Annotated in this window: 15 protein-coding genes and 1 pseudogene; 11 read left to right on the top strand and 5 right to left on the bottom strand. The window is 46.4% G+C overall.

What is annotated here, in order from left to right; translation table 11 throughout:
- The first annotated feature begins 144 nt into the window (after nucleotides 1-144).
- A complete protein-coding gene (locus ACWJJ5_RS18365) occupies nucleotides 145-294 on the top strand; it encodes a PhrK family phosphatase-inhibitory pheromone (protein WP_162985142.1) in 150 nt (49 codons plus the stop codon).
- Nucleotides 295-524: 230 nt separating this feature from the next.
- Here ACWJJ5_RS18365 and ACWJJ5_RS18360 read toward each other — a convergent pair.
- Nucleotides 525-965: pseudogene (locus ACWJJ5_RS18360) on the bottom strand (RsbT co-antagonist protein RsbRB); the annotation flags it as partial.
- 13 nt (nucleotides 966-978) lie between these two features.
- Nucleotides 979-2,340, bottom strand: coding sequence for an MATE family efflux transporter (locus ACWJJ5_RS18355; RefSeq protein WP_070081971.1), 1,362 nt, complete (start codon nucleotides 2,338-2,340; stop codon nucleotides 979-981).
- A gap of 277 nt (nucleotides 2,341-2,617) precedes the next feature.
- Between ACWJJ5_RS18355 and cdaS the strand changes: the two genes are divergently transcribed.
- From cdaS to ACWJJ5_RS18310, 9 genes are all read left to right on the top strand, one after another.
- A complete protein-coding gene (gene cdaS, locus ACWJJ5_RS18350) occupies nucleotides 2,618-3,244 on the top strand; it encodes a sporulation-specific diadenylate cyclase CdaS (RefSeq protein ID WP_156734902.1) in 627 nt (208 codons plus the stop codon).
- 118 nt (nucleotides 3,245-3,362) lie between these two features.
- Nucleotides 3,363-4,574, top strand: coding sequence for a macrolide family glycosyltransferase (locus tag ACWJJ5_RS18345; RefSeq protein ID WP_102422261.1), 1,212 nt, complete (start codon nucleotides 3,363-3,365; stop codon nucleotides 4,572-4,574).
- Nucleotides 4,575-4,894: 320 nt separating this feature from the next.
- Complete coding sequence (locus ACWJJ5_RS18340; RefSeq protein ID WP_102422262.1) at nucleotides 4,895-6,136, top strand: C40 family peptidase; 1,242 nt, start codon at nucleotides 4,895-4,897, stop codon at nucleotides 6,134-6,136.
- An 83-nt stretch (nucleotides 6,137-6,219) separates the two neighbouring features.
- A complete protein-coding gene (locus tag ACWJJ5_RS18335) occupies nucleotides 6,220-6,810 on the top strand; it encodes a superoxide dismutase family protein (RefSeq protein WP_057080768.1) in 591 nt (196 codons plus the stop codon).
- A gap of 77 nt (nucleotides 6,811-6,887) precedes the next feature.
- Complete coding sequence (locus ACWJJ5_RS18330; RefSeq protein ID WP_003153758.1) at nucleotides 6,888-7,778, top strand: AAA family ATPase; 891 nt, start codon at nucleotides 6,888-6,890, stop codon at nucleotides 7,776-7,778.
- 10 nt (nucleotides 7,779-7,788) lie between these two features.
- Nucleotides 7,789-9,705: a vWA domain-containing protein gene (locus ACWJJ5_RS18325; RefSeq protein ID WP_454022607.1), complete on the top strand. Its 1,917-nt coding sequence runs from the start codon at nucleotides 7,789-7,791 to the stop codon at nucleotides 9,703-9,705.
- 227 nt (nucleotides 9,706-9,932) lie between these two features.
- Nucleotides 9,933-12,767, top strand: a complete 2,835-nt coding sequence (gene sucA, locus ACWJJ5_RS18320; RefSeq protein ID WP_454022606.1) for a 2-oxoglutarate dehydrogenase E1 component — start codon at nucleotides 9,933-9,935, stop codon at nucleotides 12,765-12,767.
- 15 nt (nucleotides 12,768-12,782) lie between these two features.
- Entirely contained in the window at nucleotides 12,783-14,030 is a 1,248-nt protein-coding gene (gene odhB, locus ACWJJ5_RS18315) for a 2-oxoglutarate dehydrogenase complex dihydrolipoyllysine-residue succinyltransferase (protein ID WP_003153764.1), read from the top strand.
- 73 nt (nucleotides 14,031-14,103) lie between these two features.
- On the top strand, nucleotides 14,104-14,850 hold the full coding sequence (locus ACWJJ5_RS18310) for an MBL fold metallo-hydrolase (RefSeq protein WP_064107644.1): 747 nt from the start codon (nucleotides 14,104-14,106) through the stop codon (nucleotides 14,848-14,850).
- Nucleotides 14,851-14,877: 27 nt separating this feature from the next.
- Here ACWJJ5_RS18310 and ACWJJ5_RS18305 read toward each other — a convergent pair whose 3' ends face one another.
- Complete coding sequence (locus ACWJJ5_RS18305; protein ID WP_454022605.1) at nucleotides 14,878-15,846, bottom strand: bile acid:sodium symporter family transporter; 969 nt, start codon at nucleotides 15,844-15,846, stop codon at nucleotides 14,878-14,880.
- Between the two features lie 203 nt (nucleotides 15,847-16,049).
- Between ACWJJ5_RS18305 and ACWJJ5_RS18300 the strand changes: the two genes are divergently transcribed.
- Nucleotides 16,050-17,387, top strand: coding sequence for a sodium-dependent transporter (locus ACWJJ5_RS18300; RefSeq protein WP_454022604.1), 1,338 nt, complete (start codon nucleotides 16,050-16,052; stop codon nucleotides 17,385-17,387).
- 39 nt (nucleotides 17,388-17,426) lie between these two features.
- Here ACWJJ5_RS18300 and ACWJJ5_RS18295 read toward each other — a convergent pair whose 3' ends face one another.
- Together ACWJJ5_RS18295 and ACWJJ5_RS18290 are read right to left on the bottom strand one after the other, a co-directional pair.
- Nucleotides 17,427-18,272, bottom strand: coding sequence for a superoxide dismutase (locus ACWJJ5_RS18295; RefSeq protein ID WP_454022603.1), 846 nt, complete (start codon nucleotides 18,270-18,272; stop codon nucleotides 17,427-17,429).
- Nucleotides 18,269-20,152, bottom strand: coding sequence for a terpene cyclase/mutase family protein (locus ACWJJ5_RS18290; protein ID WP_454022602.1), 1,884 nt, complete (start codon nucleotides 20,150-20,152; stop codon nucleotides 18,269-18,271). Before ACWJJ5_RS18290 ends, ACWJJ5_RS18295 begins: the two co-directional genes overlap by 4 nt.
- Between the last annotated feature and the right edge of the window lie 69 nt (nucleotides 20,153-20,221).

Raw genomic sequence — 20,221 nt, 5'->3', positions numbered from 1 at the left:
GTAAATGACCTTGATAGCGTCTTTGATCTTTCTTTGGTTATTTCAGAACACTGTGAGAAGCATGGACTCTATAAAGAGGCGCTTGAATTTTCTAAGCATGCTATTTTAGCCGAGGAGAAAATGAGGCACCTGGAGGGATTTTAATTGAAAAAAATTATTCTTTGTACAGCCCTAACCTTCGTTACGTTAAGTGGTTTAGCTGTAGTCAAGATTAATCAAGAATCATCAGATGTTAAAATAACGGAGCGCCCGGTGGGTACTCTAAAATTAGCAGAGCGGCCAGTAGGCACATAAAAAAAGCCCCGGACAGGGCTTTTTTTGCGCTCGTGGCGTTCATTGTTTGTGAATAACCGGGAGGAGTGTGGTGCGTCTGTCCTTTTAATATCCCCCAAAAGCTCCCCCAATCCCCCCCAAATGTTTAGTTTGTTATACTCTATTTTACAAAGCAAGACTAATTTCCGAACATCAAAGAACGTTGGTATAGCAAGACTTAACCTCTTTTTAAAGCCCTGTTTAATTAGCAGGAATATTTCCTCTATGAAAATATGAATGACCACATCAAACGATTTAATCAGCGTATGGAATATATCTTCGGCATCTTCTTCTGTCACGGTGTCTGAATGAAGTCTGGTAAACTGCTTTACATGGCCGACATACAAATCACGAACTCTGATAAACTCGCGAATGATGTAATGGATGGGAGTTTTTAAATGTTCTTTATCCCGTGCGGCTTCAAACGCCCACTTTTCCAATGCCGCTGTATATACTTCCTTCTCTTCAGAAAAAATCCGATTGAGTTGATAATTAAACGCCAGATTTTGTTTTTTCAAATTTGTGAGAACAGCCGGGTCAGTAGAAGCATAAACAGAATCAGGATCCGTATCATGAAGGGTATCAAACCATGTCTGACTGATGTCCTCCGCCCGTTCGGTTAAATAATCGTACAGCAGTTTATGTTTTGGCATAGCTGCTCCTCCTTTATAAAATCATCATTTTTTTCACATAACGCTTTTGCAGCTTCATCAGTCTGAAGAATAAACCGACAGCTCCTGCGGCAAGTCCTGCAATTAACCCGATCCAGTAGCCGTATGCCCCGAGGCTCGTGTAAGTGCCGACTGCGTAACCGAGCGGAAGCCCGATAATCCAATACGAAACAAAAGCCGCACCGAGTGTATAGTTGACATCCTTATATCCTCTCAGGGCGCCTTGTATCGGAGCTGCTACGGCATCAGAAAGCTGGAAAAACAGCGCATAGATTAAAAAGTGCTGCGTCAACAAGAGCACCTCCGGATCTGATGTATACATTCCGGCGATTTGCGGCCTGAACAGTAAAATGAAAGCCGCCGTGCATAAAGAAAAACAAAGGGCCATCACAATGCCGATATAGCTGTATGACCGGGCATCCCTGTAGCGCTTTGCGCCTGCTTCAAAGCCGACTAAAATCGTCATGGCCATAGATACGCTGAGCGGCAGCATATACAAGAGGGAAGCAAAATTCATTGCCGCCTGGTGGGCTGCAATCGTCACCGTCCGGAAATGGCTCATTAGAAGTGTGACAGCCGCAAAAATGCTCGTTTCAAAAAATACCGCAAAACCGATAGGCAAACCGATTTTCAAAAGTTTTCTGCATTCAGACGGAGAAAAACGGTACAGTTTCCGAAATACAGAGTACCCGGCAAACGGCTCAAATCTGAAGACGATAAAAAAGCTGATGGCGCAAATACACCAGTAAGTCAGGGCGGAAGCGAGTCCCGCACCGACTCCGCCCAATGCCGGCATGTTGAATTTCCCGAAAATAAATACATAATTTAAAACAAAATTAATAGGCAATGAGCAAAGCGTAATAAGCATCGTGACTCGCGTTTTGCCGAGTGCGTCAATAAACGAGCGCAAAACGGCGTACACAAACAAAGGAAAAATACCGAGGGATAAAAAGCCTAAAAAGTGTTTGGCGATCGTCCGGACACGAGGTTCCAGGCCCAAATGTCCCAAGATCATATCAACGGTGAAAAAGCCGATCAGGATAACCGCCGCACTGAGAATGGCCGCTACATAAACGGCCTGGATGACGGAAAACGGCACTTCCTTTCGTCTGCCGGCTCCAAACAGCTGCGAAACAACGGGCGTAACGGCCATTAATATTCCTGCAAGGCCCGTATACACCGGCGTCCACAGGCTTGAACCGATTGCAACACCGGCTAAATCGGCGGCGCTCACTTTCCCTGACATCACCGTATCCAAAAAGGTGATCAGGGAAAGGCCCGCCTGCGTGATTAAAATCGGAATGAAGATATGTAACAGCTGTCTGACCTTTTGGCCGATCGTGTTCGTTTCTCTCAATTTAGGTTCCCCGTTTCTTTATTTTAACGAGAGAAATTATAACATTTTATGTATAAAAAGCAATGAAAGCCGGCCTACTCTTTTTTGTCCGGTTTCGGCTTTTTAAACATCTTGGCATAAATGAATGAAAGTGAAATGACCCCTAAAAAGGTGCAGATATATTGCATCAGCCGTGCGAATTCCATATGATGTGCGCCTCCTTTCATGATTATGGTGTACACAGCGGCGCATATCCATGCGCGCGATGCAGAAAATAAGGGAAAGGAGATGATGTGACATGCGCCACACTCAAATGACGGAAAGCGCGTTTACCGCTGCCGTTCAAACGTATTTGAAACAAATTACGGAGGATGCCGGAATGATACTGCGGACATTGGATGAAAAAGACCAATGCCTTCTTTGCGAATTAGATGAACTGGGACATACGTTTCAGGAAATGCAGGCTGTCGCTTCGTCGTTTTACCTGCAGTCATATATCGAACATTTTACGCCTTCCTATACAGAGCTGGCGAGGGCCGTGCAGCATCTGGCGGAAGAAAAGCACGGAGCGCTGATTGTGATTGAACGTGCAGATCCGCTGGACGGAATGATACAAAAAGGGACCAGCCTGCATGCCGAGATCAGTTCAGCTTTAATTGAGAGTATTTTTTATCCCGGCAATCCGCTTCATGACGGAGCCGTATTGGTCAGAGAAAACCGGGTTGTATCAGCAGCCAATCTGCTTCCGCTCACAACAAAACATGTCGATCTCAAATACGGGACGCGCCACAGGGCCGCGATGGGACTTTCGGCCGTGACTGATGCACTCGTGCTCGTTGTTTCAGAAGAAACGGGGAAAATGTCCTTTGCTAAAGACGGCGGACTGTATCCGCTTGTTTCGCCGCGGGCGCTTCATACGAAATAATAAGAAAATGGGAATATTGTACCCATTTAATATTAATAAGGTGAACATCTTTACCTTTTTCTGTATTGATGTTATCGTTTAAATATACATAAAATTTAAAAGAATAGGGAGTGGAAAGATGGCAAATGTATTGATGATCGGCTTTCCGGGAGAAGGCCATATCAATCCGTCTTTAGGCGTCGTAAAAGAACTGAAGGCAAAAGGGGAACATGTCGTATATTACGGCGTGAAGGAATATGAGAACAAAATCGCGTCAAGCGGAGCGGAATTCCGTGAATATGAAGATTTCCGAAAAGATGAATTCGGAAAAAACGCAACGGGTGATGAACAGCGGGATGCTACCGAGTTTTTGCTATTAATGATTGAGACTTCCAAAAAAGCTGCACTCCGTATTCTTGAGGAAGTAAAAGATGAGTCCTACGACTACATCCTGTATGATCATCATTTTCTGGCAGGAAGGCTTGTGAGAAATAAGCTGAAACTGCCGGCATATTCACTTTGCACGACTTTTGCAATGAATGAAGCATTTATTAAAGAAGTGTTTTCAAATACAAACCTTGTATCAGAGGAATCATCTCATTATCCGGCTTATACCGAAGCGGTCAGCCGGCTCAATGAAGAATTCAGCGCAGACATTAAAACGCCGTATGATATTTTCTCAAATGACGGCAGAAAAACCATCGTATTTACTTCAAGAGCGTTTCAGCCGAAAGAAGAAGAGTTTGGCGATTCTTATCTCTTTGTCGGTCCGTCCATAACTGAAAGGCCGGCGGCTCAGGATTTCCCGTTTGACCAGCTTGAAGGAGAAAAAGTCCTGTTTATTTCAATGGGCACGATTTTTAACAATCAGAAGGAATTGTTTAATAAATGCTTAAAAGCGGTCAGAAACTTTAACGGAAAAGCCGTCATGTCAATCGGCAAACATCTTGATCCGGCGGAGCTTGATGAAATTCCTGAGAATGTCATTGTAAAGCCTTATGTTCCGCAGCTTGAGATCCTGAAGAGAGCGGACTTATTTATCACTCACGGCGGAATGAACAGTACGAGCGAAGGGCTTTACTACAAAACTCCGATGATCGTCATTCCGATGGGCGCAGATCAGTTCGCCGTCGGAAGCCAAGTGGAAAACACGGGCGCGGGCAAGATGTTTAAAAAAGAAGATGTAACAGCGGAACTGCTCACTGAAGCAATAAAAGAATTGAGCGAAAACCCTGAATATCAGACAAAAGCTTCTGAAATCGGAGAATCCCTGAAAGCGGCCGGCGGAGCACCGCGTGCAGCGGAATTGATAGCAGAAGACGTGAAAACTGCCGAGACCCGGGTTCTGTAATCAGCCGTCACCCGCTTCCTTTAAAGGAAGCGGGCTTTTTTTGATTGTTTTTCGGGAGGATTTTCCACGCCGTAAAGAGAATTGTATGAAAAACAGACAAGAAAGGTGGAATGTCGCGGAAAAAAGCCATGTTATGAAAATGATTCCAAAGTCTTTTGTGAAATGTTCTCAATTTATGTAAAATGTGTGGCATTGGTGATGATCTAAGACCAAATGAATCGGAATTAATGTCGACTTCTGAATGAATCCTGCATAACAGGCGGCGTCCAAAGAAAAGGGACGTCCCTTTCAGCAATGATAAATAGGAGGTTTTTCGTTATATGAAGAAAAAAATCGCAGCCGGACTGGCTGTATCTGCAGTAATGACTTCAACCTTCGCCGTGCATCCCGCTGAAGCAAAAACCATTCAAGTAAAAAGCGGCGACTCTCTTTGGAAGCTTTCCCGGCAATATCATACAAGTATTTCAGCCCTGCAGGCGGAAAATAAACTGAAATCAACGATACTCCACCCAGGACAGCGGCTGCACATTCCCGACGGCAGCGGCACACATAAAACGGGGCAAAAGGGAAAACCAAGCACGGGTGCCTACACAGTTACATACGGAGACTCATTATGGGTGATCGCAAAAAAATACCGAATGAGCGTTTCTGAACTGAGAAGCCTGAACCGTTTGAGTTCAGATGTCATCTATCCGGGCCAAAAACTGAAAATTAAAGGGTCTGCCGGCGGCACGGACGGAGGCGGCAGACAGACAAAGCCTGATAAAGGCGCATCAGGGACTTACACTGTGAAGCCGGGTGACTCGCTGTGGAAAATCGCCAATCAAACCGGCATCACCATCGCCGAACTGAAAAAGCTGAATCAATTAACATCAGACATGCTGTATCCGAATCAAGTATTAAAGATCAAAGGTTCTTCACATAACGGAAACAGCGGCACAACACCGCCATCTCATTCAAATCCTTCTGAGAAGCCATCCACTTACAAAGTAAAAGCAGGCGATTCTCTCTGGAAAATTGCTAATCGGTTCGGCATCACCGCTCAGCTCATCAGAGAAAAAAATAAACTGACAACTGATGTGCTTCAAATCGGACAGGTTCTGGTGATTAACGGAACGGGAAAAACAGAAGATCCTGTGCGTCAGCCGGATAACAAACCGGCAAAGCCAAACAAGCCAAATACTCCCGAACCTCCGGTGACAGGGTCAAAGATTGACAGAATGATAGGCGAGGCGAAAAAACATGTCGGCGTGCCTTACCGCTGGGGAGGCAATACGCCTGCGGGCTTCGATTGCAGCGGTTACATCTATTACCTTTTAAATAAGGTAAGCTCTGTTTCCCGTCTGAGCACGGCCGGATATTGGAATACGATGAAACATATCAGCCAGCCGTCAGCAGGCGACTTTGTCTTCTTTACGACATATAAAGCGGGCCCTTCTCATATGGGAATGTATTTAGGCGGAGGAGACTTTATTCACGCAAGCTCCTCCGGGGTTGAAATTTCAAACTTAAGCAATCCATATTGGAAAAAAGCTTATTTAGGAGCGCGCAGTTATTTTTAAAAAAAAGCCTTTCGGGGCTTTTTTTGTTTACCATTTTCACGTTTTGACAAGACTGATGGGTAAAAAAATAAGGGGGAGGAAGCATGAATCGTCTCTTGCTTTTTCTCATGCTCGCATCAATTACGCTTTGCGGCTGCGGGGGGAGACCCGCTCCTGTTCCGCCCAAAAAACATGGGGAAAGCCGCGCATTGGAAGCATCTGCATACCGTGAGCATGCCGGACTCATCAATCAAAACGGAAAAACGATCGGATATATCGAAGTGAGGGAATCTGATGATGAAGGGTCAGACATTCATATATCAGCGGGACATCTGCCGCCCGGCGCTTCTCTCGGATTTCATATTTATGAAAAAGGGACATGTCAGGCACCTGATTTCGAATCAGCCGGCGGTCCGTTCAACCCTTTGAACAAAGAACACGGCTTCAACAATCCGATGGGTCATCACGCCGGGGATCTCCCCAATCTTGAAGTGGGGGCTGACGGTAAAGTGGATGTCATTATGAACGCGCCGCAAACTTCATTAAAAGAAGGGAGCAGACTCAGCCTGCTCGACCGGGACGGAAGCGCGTTCGTCATTCATGAACATACGGACGATTATTTAACAAACCCGAGCGGAAATTCCGGAGCCAGAATCGCCTGCGCTCCCCTGACAAAAAGCGCCCGCAGGGAATGAGCCCTTTTGTATTGAGTATACAAGGGCTTTTTTAGTATACTCGGTTATGGAATACAAATGGAAAGGAAACATCACCTATGACTTCAGAATTACAGCACCTATCACTTCCGGAAGATATACAAAACAAACTGCAGGCTTATCAAAATCATCCCGTTTCCCAAGAATTCCGGGATTTAATCGGATCATCAGGCTATGAGGCCGAAGATAAAGCGATTGTATTCGATGCCGTCATCGCTTTGACAATGGGAAAAAATATCTTATTAAAAGGACCGACGGGTTCGGGGAAAACAAAATTGGCGGAAACGCTTTCGAACTATTTTCATAAACCGATGCACAGCGTCAACTGCTCCGTAGACCTCGATGCAGAAGCGCTTGTCGGCTATAAAACGATTGAAAATGAACAGGGGCAGGCGACAATTGAATTCGTTCCCGGACCTGTAACAACCGCAATGAACGAGGGACATTTTTTATACATTGACGAAATCAATATGGCAAAGCCTGAAACCCTTCCGATTCTAAACGGCGTGCTTGATTACAGAAAAATGATGACAAATCCCTTTACAGGAGAAGTGATTAAGGCAAGCGAAGGGTTCGGTGTTATCGCCGCGATTAATGAAGGCTACGTCGGCACCGTTCCGCTGAACGAAGCCCTTAAAAACCGTTTTGTCATCATTGATGTTCCGTATATTAAAGGAAGCCTCCTGAAACAGGTGCTGACCTCTCAGTCTGTCTTAAAAGATGAGAAATTAATTGAGCGCTTTATGACGCTGTCTTCTGATTTAATCGCACAAGCGCATAACGGACAAGTGTCAGAAGAAGCGGCGTCCATCAGGGCTCTCATTGATACGTGCGACTTGGCTGCGTACATCCCGCCGAAACGGGCGATTGAAAGAGGCATCGTGGAAAAACTTGACGATGACAGGGAAAAAGCCGCTGTCAGAAATATTGCAGAAACGCTGTTCGAATGAGGGATATACAATGAAGTTTATCAAATTTAACGACAGCACGATTGATTCGTTTTTGTTCATGATGCTGACTGATCTGGCCAAAACACTGACCAGAAGCAGTGAAGTTGAAGTGGAATACGGCGTGCAGTCTTACTACAATCCCTTTGAAAAGAAAATTTACATGAGCCACTTTTGGAAAGACCGATCAGCCGGGGATATGGAAGCCGGCCTGAAAAGCGATGTCTATTTGCGCGCTGTCGGAACACGCAGCAGCTCATTTCGGGTATTTGCGGGGTTTTTAAATGACGTTCACCGGCACTTCACCCGCCAAAGCTTTGCCAAGCAGCTGTTTATGCTGCTTGAGGATATCAGAATTGAAGAGCTGATCAAAAAAGTACGGCCGGGAACGAAACGTGTTTTTCAGAAGCGGAGAGAGATGTACAGGAAATATTTCACGACGCAGCTGACACTGAATTTAGAACGGAGCATTTTCACCGACGCTTTGTATTGCGCGATGTTTGTCAAGCTGACGGCTGAGTCTCCGCTTGAAGGCATTCCTTCCATGCATGAAAATATTGATATGATGATCCCGTATATTGAACGTCAGCTCATCCGGGTGTATGAGGCGGATTCTACTGAACAAATCGCAACAATAACGGAAGACCTCATGGAAGGCCTTGATGAAGTGCTTGAGAAAGATATGCTGAACACATACTTTTTTCTGCCGGAACTTGATTACGAAAAAGCTGCTGAAGAGCCTTTATTCGAAAGCGTAAAAAAAGCGCCTTCGTTAAGTGACGATCTCACGCTCCCTGAGTCTTCCGACGGAGATGAAGAAATCCTTGAAGAGAAAATGAATACGTGGCACCGGGAAACCGAAGCGCCGTCAAAAAGCTTCCTTCAATTTGATATTGAGCACGGCGCGAAATCAGATCTTGGGAAAGACGCGGCCAGAGAAGGCGATGACGGTGACCAGGCGCTCGGCTCCGTTCAAGGTTCCTCACGTCAGACGAAAAGAGAGGATTACTCCAAACTGGAAGCGCTTGAATCCATTCAGGATGAACATGAGGGCGCCGGGCTGGCTGACGGAAAAGAAAACAAATTTGCCTTCCCGGTTTATCAAACGCCTCATAAAGCGTCTCCTGAAGAGGAGCAGTCTTATAAAGAACAGGCAAAAACGATAGAATCATATCAAAAACGCCTGAAGCAGATGATACAAAAAACACTTGAGCACAAAAAAACGCTCCCGCGGACCGACCTTCACGCAGGCCGGCTGAATCGCAAACTCATCCGCTATTTTACGGAACGGAACCCGCGCCTTTTCTATAAAAAGCAGGACCCGTCCTCAGACATTGACGCCGTTTTTACATTGCTTGTCGATTGTTCGGCCAGCATGTTTGACAAAATGGATGAAACAAAAAGAGGGATCGTTCTTTTTCATGAAGCCTTGAAATCAGTGTCCGTCCCTCACCAAATCGTCGGATTTTGGGAGGATACAAACGAAGCAACCGAAACGAGCCAGCCGAATTTCTTCAATACCGTCATTCCGTTTGAAGAGTCGCTGCTGCAGGCTGCGGGTCCGCTAATCATGCAGCTTGCGCCTGAAGAAGATAACAGAGACGGATACGCCATCAGACAAATGACGAAACAGCTGATGCGGCGGAGTGAGGCGCAAAAATTTTTAATCGTGTTTTCAGACGGAGAGCCGGCAGCATTCGGATACGAACAAAACGGCATCGTCGATACGAGCGAGGCTGTCATCGAAGCGAGAAAAAAAGGGATAGAAGTCATAAATGTTTTTCTGTCCAATACTGCGATAGAAGAATCCCAGATGAAAACCATTCAGGATATGTACGGAAAGTACAGTATTTTTGTTCCGGATGTCGATCAGCTGCCCGATGTGCTGTATCCGCTCTTGAAAAAACTGCTTCATAAAAGCATAGGATAGGCTTTTTCCTATGCTTTTTCGCTTTTTATTTTAAAATGATTTAATTTTTTCGGTATTGATCTGTTTTTTTTACTATTTTGTGAACAATCAAGGTAGAATCCAAACGCAATCAGTGGTAAAATATCCTTGGAAGCGTTTTTATTACATAATTTTGGGCACAGCGTTCAAAAGTTATTTCAAGATAGTGAATTGATCACTTGATTATCTAGGTTGGGGGTAATATTCAAATGTTTCAAAATAATATGAAACAAAGAATGAATTGGGAAGATTTTTACGGACCGAACCTCGGCTACGCACTGGAGCTGTACGACCAATATGCTGAAGATCCAGACAGCATTGATCCGGATCTGAAAGACATGTTTGACGAACTCGGCGCTCCGCCAAGCCAAATAAAAGAGGCATCGGAAACAAAGGAACAGGGACGCGTCACCGCAGATCTGATTCAAAAGATCGCAGCAGCAGTTAAACTTGCAGAAGATATTCGAACCTATGGCCATCTGAACGCTTCCGTCAATCCGCTCAGAAAGGATCCGAAAAAGAGCGAGCTCTTTCCGTTATCCGAGTACGGGCTTACAGAAGAAGAAATGAAAGCAATACCCGCGTCTGTCATCTGTAAAGACGCACCTGCCAATATAACAAACGGCTTAGAAGCCATCCAGCATTTACGCAATACCTATAAAAGAACCATCTCTTTCGAGTTTGACCATGTGCATGATTTCGAAGAGCGCGCATGGATTACAAAAATGGTCGAGTCCGGAGAACTGTTCCGGAAAAATTCACCGGAAAAACTGTCAGCCGTTTTAGAAAGACTGACGGAAGTAGAAGGATTTGAACAATTTTTACACCGGACATTCGTCGGTCAGAAGCGTTTCTCAATTGAGGGATTAGACGCGCTTGTGCCGGTTCTTGACGACATTATCGCCCAGTCTGTGAAAGCGGGCACAACCAATGTCAATATCGGGATGGCGCACAGAGGCCGTTTAAATGTGCTTGCGCATGTGCTCGGCAAACCGTATGAAATTATTTTCTCAGAATTCCAGCACGCGCCGAATAAAGACCTTGTGCCGTCTGAAGGATCGACCGGCATCAGCTACGGCTGGACGGGCGATGTAAAATATCACCTCGGTGCAGACAGACAGCTTCAGGATGCTGAAACCAAAAGCGCGCGGATTACGCTTGCAAATAACCCGAGCCACTTGGAATTCATCAATCCGATTGTTGAAGGAAGCACGCGGGCGGCACAGGAAACAAGAACGCAAAAGGGGTACCCGGTTCAAGATGAAACAAAATCGCTCGCCATTTTAATTCACGGTGACGCAGCGTTCCCGGGAGAAGGCATTGTCGCCGAGACGCTGAACTTAAGCTCTCTGAAAGGCTATCAGGTCGGCGGGGCTATTCATATCATCGCCAATAATATGATCGGCTTTACAACTGAAAGCGATGAATCACGATCAACGAAATATGCCAGTGATTTGGCGAAGGGCTATGAAATTCCGATCGTTCACGTCAACGCGGATGATCCGGAAGCATGCCTGTCAGCCGTTAAATTTGCGGTTGAATACCGGAAGCGGTTCAATAAAGATTTCTTAATCGATTTAATCGGGTACAGACGATACGGCCACAATGAAATGGATGAGCCGTCAACGACACAGCCGATGCTGTATGATGCCGTCAGAAAACACCCGACTGTCAAGCGGATCTTTGCGGAAAAACTCGTAAGTGAAGGACTGATCAGCGAGGAAAAAGCGCAAAACATCGAAATGGCAGTGACAAAACGAATTGAAGACGCCTATAAAAAGGTGCCCGCCAAAAAAGAAGACGCCGTACGGGAAATTGAATTGCCGGAACCGGTGTCCAACGGTTTTCCAGACGTTGACACAGCCATTGATTTTGATGTTCTCCGCAAGCTGAACGGCGAACTTATCAACTGGCCGGAATCCTTTAACGTGTTCGGCAAGCTGAAAAGAATCCTGGAAAGACGTGCAAAAGCGTTTGATGATGACCGTAAAGTTGAATGGTCATTGGCTGAATCGCTTGCGTTTGCTTCCATTTTGAAAGACGGCACGCCGATCCGGCTGACCGGGCAGGATTCAGAGCGCGGAACGTTCGCTCAAAGAAACCTTGTGCTGCATGACAGCGAAACAGGAGAAGAATTTGTTGCTCTCCATCACTTAGACGACTGCGCTTCTTCATTTACGGTGCATAACAGCCCGCTCTCTGAAGGATCGGTTCTCGGCTTTGAATATGGATACAACGTGTATTCGCCTGAAACGCTTGTGTTGTGGGAGGCGCAGTACGGGGACTTTGCCAATGCGGCTCAAGTCTATTTTGATCAATTCATATCTGCAGGACGGGCAAAATGGGGACAAAAATCAGGGCTGGTCATGCTGCTGCCTCACGGTTACGAAGGGCAGGGCCCTGAACACTCCAGCGGCCGCGTCGAGCGGTTCCTGCAGCTGGCGGCGGAAAACAACTGGACAGTGGCCAACCTGACAAGTGCGGCTCAGTATTTCCACATTTTAAGAAGACAAGCGAAAATGTTGCTTCGTGAGGAAATCCGTCCGCTTGTGATCATGACGCCGAAGAGCCTGCTGCGCAACCCGAATACGGTATCTGAAGTGCAGGAACTGAGCGAAAGCCGATTCAAGCCTGTCTATGAGCAGTCCGGTCTTTCCCATGCTTACGAAAAAGTGACTCGCGTCGTATTATCAAGCGGAAAAGTGTCAATTGATATCAGCGATCACTTCAACAAAATGGAAGGCGATAAGGATTGGCTTCATATTGCCAGAATCGAACAGCTGTATCCGTTCCCGGCAAAAGATACGAAGGAGCTTTTCGCCAAAATGCCGAACCTGCAAGAGATCGTTTGGGTTCAGGAAGAGCCGCAGAACATGGGGGCATGGAGTTATATCAGCCCGTATCTGACGGAAATTGCGCCAAAAGGAGTAAATGTCCAATACATCGGCCGAAGAAGACGATCCAGTCCCGCAGAAGGAGATCCGACAGTCCACAAAAAAGAACAGGAACGCATTGTATCTGATAGCTTGACTCGCAAAAACTAAGGGGGAAATGTAAAAATGGCGGAAATTAAGGTACCTGAATTAGCAGAATCAATCTCAGAAGGAACGATAGCCCAATGGTTAAAGCAGCCCGGTGATTATGTAGAACAGGGTGAGTACTTGCTTGAACTGGAGACGGACAAAGTAAATGTTGAATTGACAGCAGAAGAATCGGGTGTTCTAAAAGAGGTATTGAAAGATTCGGGTGATACCGTCCAAGTAGGAGAAATTATCGGTACCATTACAGAAGGCGCTGGCGAAAGTTCTGCACCCGCCCCTTCAGAAAGTGCTCCAGCCAATGAACAAACGAAAGAGGAAGCAAAAGCTGAACCTGCTGCACAAGAAGTCAGCCAGGAAGCACAATCAGAAGCGAAATCCAGAACGGTAGCGTCTCCGGCTGCACGCAAGCTGGCAAGGGAAAAAGGAATTGATCTATCACAAATTCCGACGGGGGACCCGCTTGGCCGCGTGCGCAAACAAGATGTGGAAGCTTATGAAAAACCGGCTTCAAAACCTGCGGCACAGCCGAAACAGCAGGCTCAAAAAACACAGCAAAGCTTTGACAAACCTGTCGAAGTGCAAAAAATGTCCCGCCGCAGACAGACGATCGCGAAACGATTGGTTGAAGTGCAGCAGACTTCTGCGATGCTGACAACATTTAACGAAGTTGATATGACGGCTGTTATGAATCTAAGAAAACGCCGTAAAGACCAATTCCTTGAGCAAAACGATGTAAAACTCGGTTTCATGTCGTTCTTTACAAAAGCCGTCGTGGCTGCTTTGAAAAAATTCCCGCTTCTTAACGCTGAAATTCAAGGCGATGAGCTGATCGTGAAAAAATTCTATGACATCGGTATCGCTGTCGCGGCTGAAGAAGGGCTTGTCGTCCCAGTCGTGCGTGACGCTGACCGCCTGACGTTTGCCGGCATTGAAAGAGAGATCGGCGAACTTGCGAAGAAAGCGCGAAACAATAAATTAACATTAGGTGAGCTGCAAGGAGGCTCCTTCACGATCACAAACGGAGGTACATTCGGATCGCTTATGTCAACACCGATCCTAAACAGCCCTCAGGTTGGGATCTTAGGCATGCACAAAATTCAGCTGCGCCCAGTAGCAATTGATGCGGAGCGCTCTGAAAACCGTCCGATGATGTACATCGCTTTATCATATGATCACAGAATTGTAGATGGTAAAGAAGCGGTTGGGTTCCTTGTCACCATTAAAAACCTGCTTGAAGATCCGGAACAGCTGCTGCTGGAAGGATAATTTGAGACAGACAAAAAGTACACTGCCCTTACAAGCAGTGTACTTTTTTTATTGAGCGAAGGGGAGAATTTATATGAAAAGCTGTTATCCGCTTGAGATCGAATTTGAATATAATGAAGAATTGCATTCAATCACTCCGGTTCTTCTGCAAGACGAACATGACACGATATTAATAGACTGCGGATATCCCGGTTTTACAAACCATCTTCAACATGCTGCTGCCCGGCATGGAATGTCGCTTCATTCATTGACAAAAATCATTGTAACGCATCACGATATAGATCATATCGGCTCACTCGCTGCATTACACCGTTTGCACCCGGATATCAGCGTGACAGTACATGAGCGTGAAGCGCCGTATATTGACGGCTCTAAAAAATCTTTACGGCTTGAGCAGGCTGAATCAACGTTTAGTTCATTGCCAGAGGATGCAAAGCCTTATGCAAAACAGTTCATCCGCTCGCTTCAATCAGTCGAATCGGCTCCAGTTCACCGGACAGTTACTGACGGTGAGCTGCTGCCTTGGTGCGGAGGCATTCGGATTGTAGCCACGCCGGGTCATACACCCGGCCATATCAGTCTTTATCTGCCTGCCGAAAAAACAATGGTCACAGGTGATGCGGTCGTCATTGAAGACGGAAAGCTGAACCTTGCTAATCCTGGCTATACGTTACATATGGATGATGCGGTCCGTTCTGTGCAGCGGCTGCTCGATTACGATATCCGCCAATTGATTTGTTATCATGGAGGTTTATTTCAGGGGGATGTAAAAAAAGCGCTTTTGCGCCTGTTTCGTGATCTGCAGAATAAACAAGGATAGGAGCGGCAGCAGCCTATCCTTGTTCAGTTATGAAAACGGAATCTTTGCCGTTTCTTCTTCGGCGCTGTTTTTCTCTTTTTTCTTAGACCAGTAGGTGGCAAGAACAGACCCCGACAGATTGTGCCATATGCTGAAAATTGCGCTCGGCACGGCTGACAAAGGGGAGAAATGCGCTGTCGCAAGTGCTGCGCCCAGTCCGGAATTTTGCATCCCGACTTCTATCGCAATCGCTTTTTGTGAAGCATAATCCATTCTGAACAGCTTTGCAGTCAGGAATCCTAACAAATATCCGATTCCGTTATGTAAGATGACGACAGACACAATCAGCAGTCCGGATTGAAGCAGATGCTCACGATTTATACTGACGACAGAGGATACAATCGCTACGATGCCGATTACCGATACGAGAGGAAGCGCGTGCACGGCTTGTCCGACCTGTTTTTTGAAGAACAGCTTCACAATCACCCCGAGGACGATCGGCAAAAGCACGGCTTGCATAATGGAAACAAACAGTGAACCGAAAGAAACGGGAAGCCACTCTTTCGCAAACAGCATAATAAGTGCCGGCGTTACAATAGGAGCAAGCAATGTTGAGATCGTGGTGACCGCAACAGAAAGTGCCGTATTGCCTTTCGCCAAAAACGTCATGACATTTGATGCCGTACCGCCCGGACAGCATCCGACCAGAATGACGCCCGCGGCGATTTCTGCGGGGAGGCGGAGCCCGATTGATAAACAGAAAGCCGTAAGCGGCATAATCGTAAACTGGGCAGCGACTCCGATCACGACATGCCAAGGCTTTCTGATTAATTCTTTAAAATCGTCTGTTTGAAGAGTAAGCCCCATCCCAAACATAATAATACCAAGGAAAATCGTCATATAAGAACTGATCCAAGTAAACAAATCAGGGCAGGCGAATCCCAAACCGGCAAAGACGATAACCCACAAGCCAAAGGTTTGGCCCGCAAACCCGCTTATTTTTTTCAGCCATTCCATAAACACAGCTCCTTTTATATCCAATCAATCAGTCAGAAAATATGACTGACTTTTCTGTACTCCATTATAAATAATATTCTGAATAATCCAATATTAAATATAAGTTTTCGATAAAATTATTATGTAAACTAATATCTTCTTGACTATTCAGACATATATTCTTACAATTGATTTTTATACTGAAATGAATTGGGAGTGCTGAAGTGAAAGAAGCTAATCAATGGTCATCTAAGCTGGGATTTATTTTAGCTACGGCCGGCTCTGCAATCGGGCTCGGCGCAATATGGAAGTTCCCTTACGTAGCGGGAACCAGCGGAGGCGGCGCTTTTCTGCTTGTTTTTATTTTATTTACTGTTTTAATCGGACTGCCGCTTTTGCTTGCTGAATTTATTATCGGCAGAAAAACACAAAAAAACGCCGTTGAATCCTATAAGGCGCTGGCGCCGGGGAAAAAGTGGCACTGGATCGGATATCTCGGAATCATTACGTGTTTTATTCTATTATCCTTCTACAGCGTAGTGGGGGGATGGATATTAATCTACATTATAAAAGGCTTTACAGGCGGTTTATCGCTTTCTTCGGGATTTGATACGTTATTTATCGATACCATTTCCAACCCTTATGCAGCGGTTTTCGGTCAGCTGCTGTTTATCGTGCTGACGATTTTAGTTGTGGCAAAAGGGGTGAGCAGCGGCATCGAAAAGGTAAGCCAGGTGCTGATGCCGGCTCTGTTTATTCTGTTTATTCTTTTAATGATCCGTTCCGTTACGCTGCATGATGCAGCGAAGGGATTAAAATTCTTCTTCATGCCTGATTTTGGCGCGCTGGATGCCAATACCATTTTATATGCGATGGGACAATCATTTTTCTCGTTAAGCGTCGGAGTGTCCGTAATGGTTACATACAGCGCATATTTAGAAAAAGAAGAAAATATTGTTCAATCCGCCGTATCGGTGACGGTATTAAATGTCCTTGTTGCCGTGATGGCGGGAGTGGCGATTTTTCCGGCGGTGTTTGCGTTCGGCCTCAAGCCGGATCAAGGTCCGCAGCTTTTATTTAACGTGCTGCCGACCGTCTTTAACCAAATGCCGTTGGGCATCGTGTTTTTACTCGCCTTTTTGCTGCTGTTTTTATTTGCGACGCTGACATCGGCTTTTTCAATGCTTGAAATTTTAGTTGCTGTTTTGTCAAAAGGCGATTCGGCAAAACGGAAGCGGTATGCATGGATCGGGGGACTTGCTATATTTATTGTCGGGGTTCCTTCGGCGCTGTCGTACGGAATTTTGAGTGATGTTTCTATTTTTCACCGCAGTATTTTTGACGCTGCGGATTTTCTGGTCAGCAATGTCTTAATGCCGCTGGGCGCGCTTTTAATTGCCGTTTTCGTACCGCTGAAAATTCCGAAACAGATGCTGTTTGACGAACTGAAAAGCGGTTCCGGTATAAAACGAAAGTGGTTTGCAGTCTGGCTCCTATTAATCCGTTATGTGGCTCCTGTAGCCATTATTATCGTTTTTCTGCACGTGCTTGGTATTTTTTAGACCAAAAGAAGCAGGCCCCCGTTCAAGACGGGGGCTTTTTTAATAAAGCGGCCATATCACGCGGTGCGCTTGTTCGAACCGTTTCTCCGCCTCCCGCCAATCAACGACATTCCACCATTGATCCACGTAAGCCGCGCGGTCGTTTTTATATTGTAAATAATAAGCGTGTTCCCACACATCCAGCGGAAGCAAAGGAATGACGTCCCACTGGCTGTAGAGCTGATGCTTCTCAGCGGCCAAAATCTCCAGCCGCCCGGCGCGCGGCCCCCAGACTAGGATAGCCCAGCCGACTCCTTCGACTTTTTTCGCCGCTTGAGAAAATTGCTCTTTAAAAGCGGAATAGCTTCCGAATGACACATCAATCATTTGAAAGAGCGCACCCGTCGGCCGTCTTTTTCCGTTTGGATTCATGGAAAACCAAAAAATACTGTGCAAATAATGGCCGGCACCGTGAAACGCCAATTGCCGCTCCCAATGCGCCACTAAGTCGTACTGTTTCGTTTGTCTCGCTTTTTTGAGCTCCAGTTCTGCTTTATTCAGACCGTCAACATAGCTCTGATGGTGTTTTGTATGGTGGAGTTTCATAATCTCTCTTGAAATATATGGTTCCAGTGCGGAATAACTGTATGGCAGTTTAGGGAGGACATGCTTGCCGATCGGCACATAGGCTCTGCGCTCATCCGGCTCATCCGGTTCGGTAATGTCCCGGTAAAGTGCTGATGCCTGTTCGTACCATTCCGCCTCCGTTAATCCATCATCCTGAAGGGTGTGAAAAATCCGGTCGATTTGTGCCGCGAAGCGATCGAACCGACCTTGCTGTATGACTTGTTCCTTCAAGGTTTCACACCAATTCAGCATTTCGGTTTGATAAGCGTGCCGTTTCATTTTTCTTCCTCCTTTTCACTCACTTTCATAAAAGTGCTGAGCGCAAGCAAAGAAAACACATACGGGTAGCTGTGATACCTGATGTAAAACTGTTTCGGCAGGCCGATTCCGGTCGGATAGCTGAAAGCGTCTCCTTCGTAATGCCGGTTTTCAATAAGAAAAGATATGCCTTTTGTGACGGCTTGATGATGAGGTTTTTCGTATTGCAGCAAAGCTTCGGCCGCCCAAGCCGTCTGTACAAGCGTCCCGTAAGAAAGCGGAACATAGGTTTTGACTTCTGCGCTTTTACAGGATTCTCCCCAGCTTCCGTCCTCGTTTTGAATGGACTTCAGCCAGCGGATCGCTTTTTTCACGGCCGGGTGGTTTTGGCTCATGCCGCAAGCCTTCATCCCTGTCAGCGCTGCCCATGTGCCGTAAATATAGCAGACACCCCATCTGCCGTACCACGATCCGTCCTCTTCTTGATGGCGGATCAGCCATTGGACGGCCTTTTCAATCTGAGGGTGATCAGAAGAAAGCCCCGCTTCTCCTAAACAGTGCAGCACCCGTCCGGTTAAGTCGCTTGTTGAAGGATCGATGGCAGCTTCCTCAGCCGATTCCAGCGGCAGCAGGCGGACCAGCGGATGATTGACATTTTTCTCAAAAGCAGAGAAGCCGCCGTCACTGTTTTGCATGGACAAAAGCCAGCTCAGTCCGCGTTCCCATGAGGCGGGATAACGTTTTCGCGGAATAGCTTTGAGCACTGCGGCTGTGTCATCACAATCAGGATTATTTGTATTAATGTTTGAAAAACCCCATCCTCCCGGTTCAGCATGCGGGTTGTGAACGGCCCAATCAGCGACTTTCGTCTGCTGCCGTTCACGCAGAAATCGGGCGGCGCCGGTTATCATTTGATCATTATCTGAGATGCCGCTTTTCATAAGCGCATAGCTGAGAAGCGCCGTATCCCAAACGGTCGACGTTGAGTTTTCCAGGTACGGTATATCGCCGCAAGACGTGAGCAAAGCTTTCGTGCCGGCAAGCGCTTTTCTGATAACGGGGGAGTGGCGCGATACACCGAGAGCGAGCAGGCCGTACACCATAAAAATAGTGGCACTCGCATAGCTGTATAATGTGCCGTCTTCTTCAATCCGGTCAAGCATATACGTTTTGGCCGTACGCAGACCGAGCTGGTGAAAAGCGGCAGGAATCTGCAAAAGCCGCTTCCAGTGCGCGAAAAGAGAAGAGAGATCTCTGTTCTCATCCTGATCGGAACGAAGCCATGTAAACGGATTTTTAGTCATATGCCGATCTAAATGCGCGAGAGACGGAACGTTGGGATTTTCCAGCGAAAATCTTTTGTTAAGCGTCACGGCCATCGGTACAAAATGAATACGAGCGTATGTACTGAACTGGTAAAAATGCAGCGGGAAGGATGGGGGAATGACTAAGAAAGATAATGGCAGATGCAGCGCGGGCCATGGATATAGGCCGTTTGCCGCAAGCATCCACTTTGTCATGAAGTGTACGTTGCGCAAGCCGCCATTTGAGATGATAAAGCGTTCGGCCTGAATCATATGCGCCTCAGAACGGCTATATAAACCGGAAGCCAGCAATCCGGCATAGCCCTGTACAGTAGCGGTCACATTTCCTTTCCGGTCATCAGGATAGTTGGCAAAAGTTCCGTCCGGGCGCTGTTTAGCGCGAATGCCTTCTGCAAGATCAGCGATCAGTTCTTTATCAATGTCTCCAAGAGAAGTGAGAAGGAGGATCAGAAAGGCGTTTGTCAAAATCGGTCCTTCAAAACAAAATGACCATGAGCCGTCCGCATTTTGCGTTTCTCTTAATAGGGAGATGGTTTTCTTTTGGCGGCTTCTGACGTTTTCATGAATTGTGCTCACACTCGCTCAACTCCTTCAGAAGCATATATATTCATATGTAAAAGGCGGCATGACAAAAGAAAGAAACTG

The organism is Bacillus sp. JK74 (assembly GCF_053663395.1).
The sequence above is the reverse complement of the archived record's forward strand: the minus strand, read 5'-3'. Positions and strand labels throughout refer to the sequence as shown.

Excerpts from the sequence above, each read along its gene's own strand:
- cdaS (WP_156734902.1), top strand. The coding sequence starts at position 2,618 with ATGCGCCACACTCAAATGACGGAAAGCGCGTTTACCGCTGCCGTTCAA.
- ACWJJ5_RS18330 (WP_003153758.1), top strand. The coding sequence starts at position 6,888 with ATGACTTCAGAATTACAGCACCTATCACTTCCGGAAGATATACAAAAC.
- sucA (WP_454022606.1), top strand. The coding sequence starts at position 9,933 with ATGTTTCAAAATAATATGAAACAAAGAATGAATTGGGAAGATTTTTAC.
- ACWJJ5_RS18310 (WP_064107644.1), top strand. The coding sequence starts at position 14,104 with ATGAAAAGCTGTTATCCGCTTGAGATCGAATTTGAATATAATGAAGAA.
- ACWJJ5_RS18325 (WP_454022607.1), top strand. The coding sequence starts at position 7,789 with ATGAAGTTTATCAAATTTAACGACAGCACGATTGATTCGTTTTTGTTC.
- ACWJJ5_RS18305 (WP_454022605.1), bottom strand. The coding sequence starts at position 15,846 with ATGGAATGGCTGAAAAAAATAAGCGGGTTTGCGGGCCAAACCTTTGGC.
- ACWJJ5_RS18335 (WP_057080768.1), top strand. The coding sequence starts at position 6,220 with ATGAATCGTCTCTTGCTTTTTCTCATGCTCGCATCAATTACGCTTTGC.
- odhB (WP_003153764.1), top strand. The coding sequence starts at position 12,783 with ATGGCGGAAATTAAGGTACCTGAATTAGCAGAATCAATCTCAGAAGGA.
- ACWJJ5_RS18295 (WP_454022603.1), bottom strand. The coding sequence starts at position 18,272 with ATGAAACGGCACGCTTATCAAACCGAAATGCTGAATTGGTGTGAAACC.
- ACWJJ5_RS18345 (WP_102422261.1), top strand. The coding sequence starts at position 3,363 with ATGGCAAATGTATTGATGATCGGCTTTCCGGGAGAAGGCCATATCAAT.
- ACWJJ5_RS18340 (WP_102422262.1), top strand. The coding sequence starts at position 4,895 with ATGAAGAAAAAAATCGCAGCCGGACTGGCTGTATCTGCAGTAATGACT.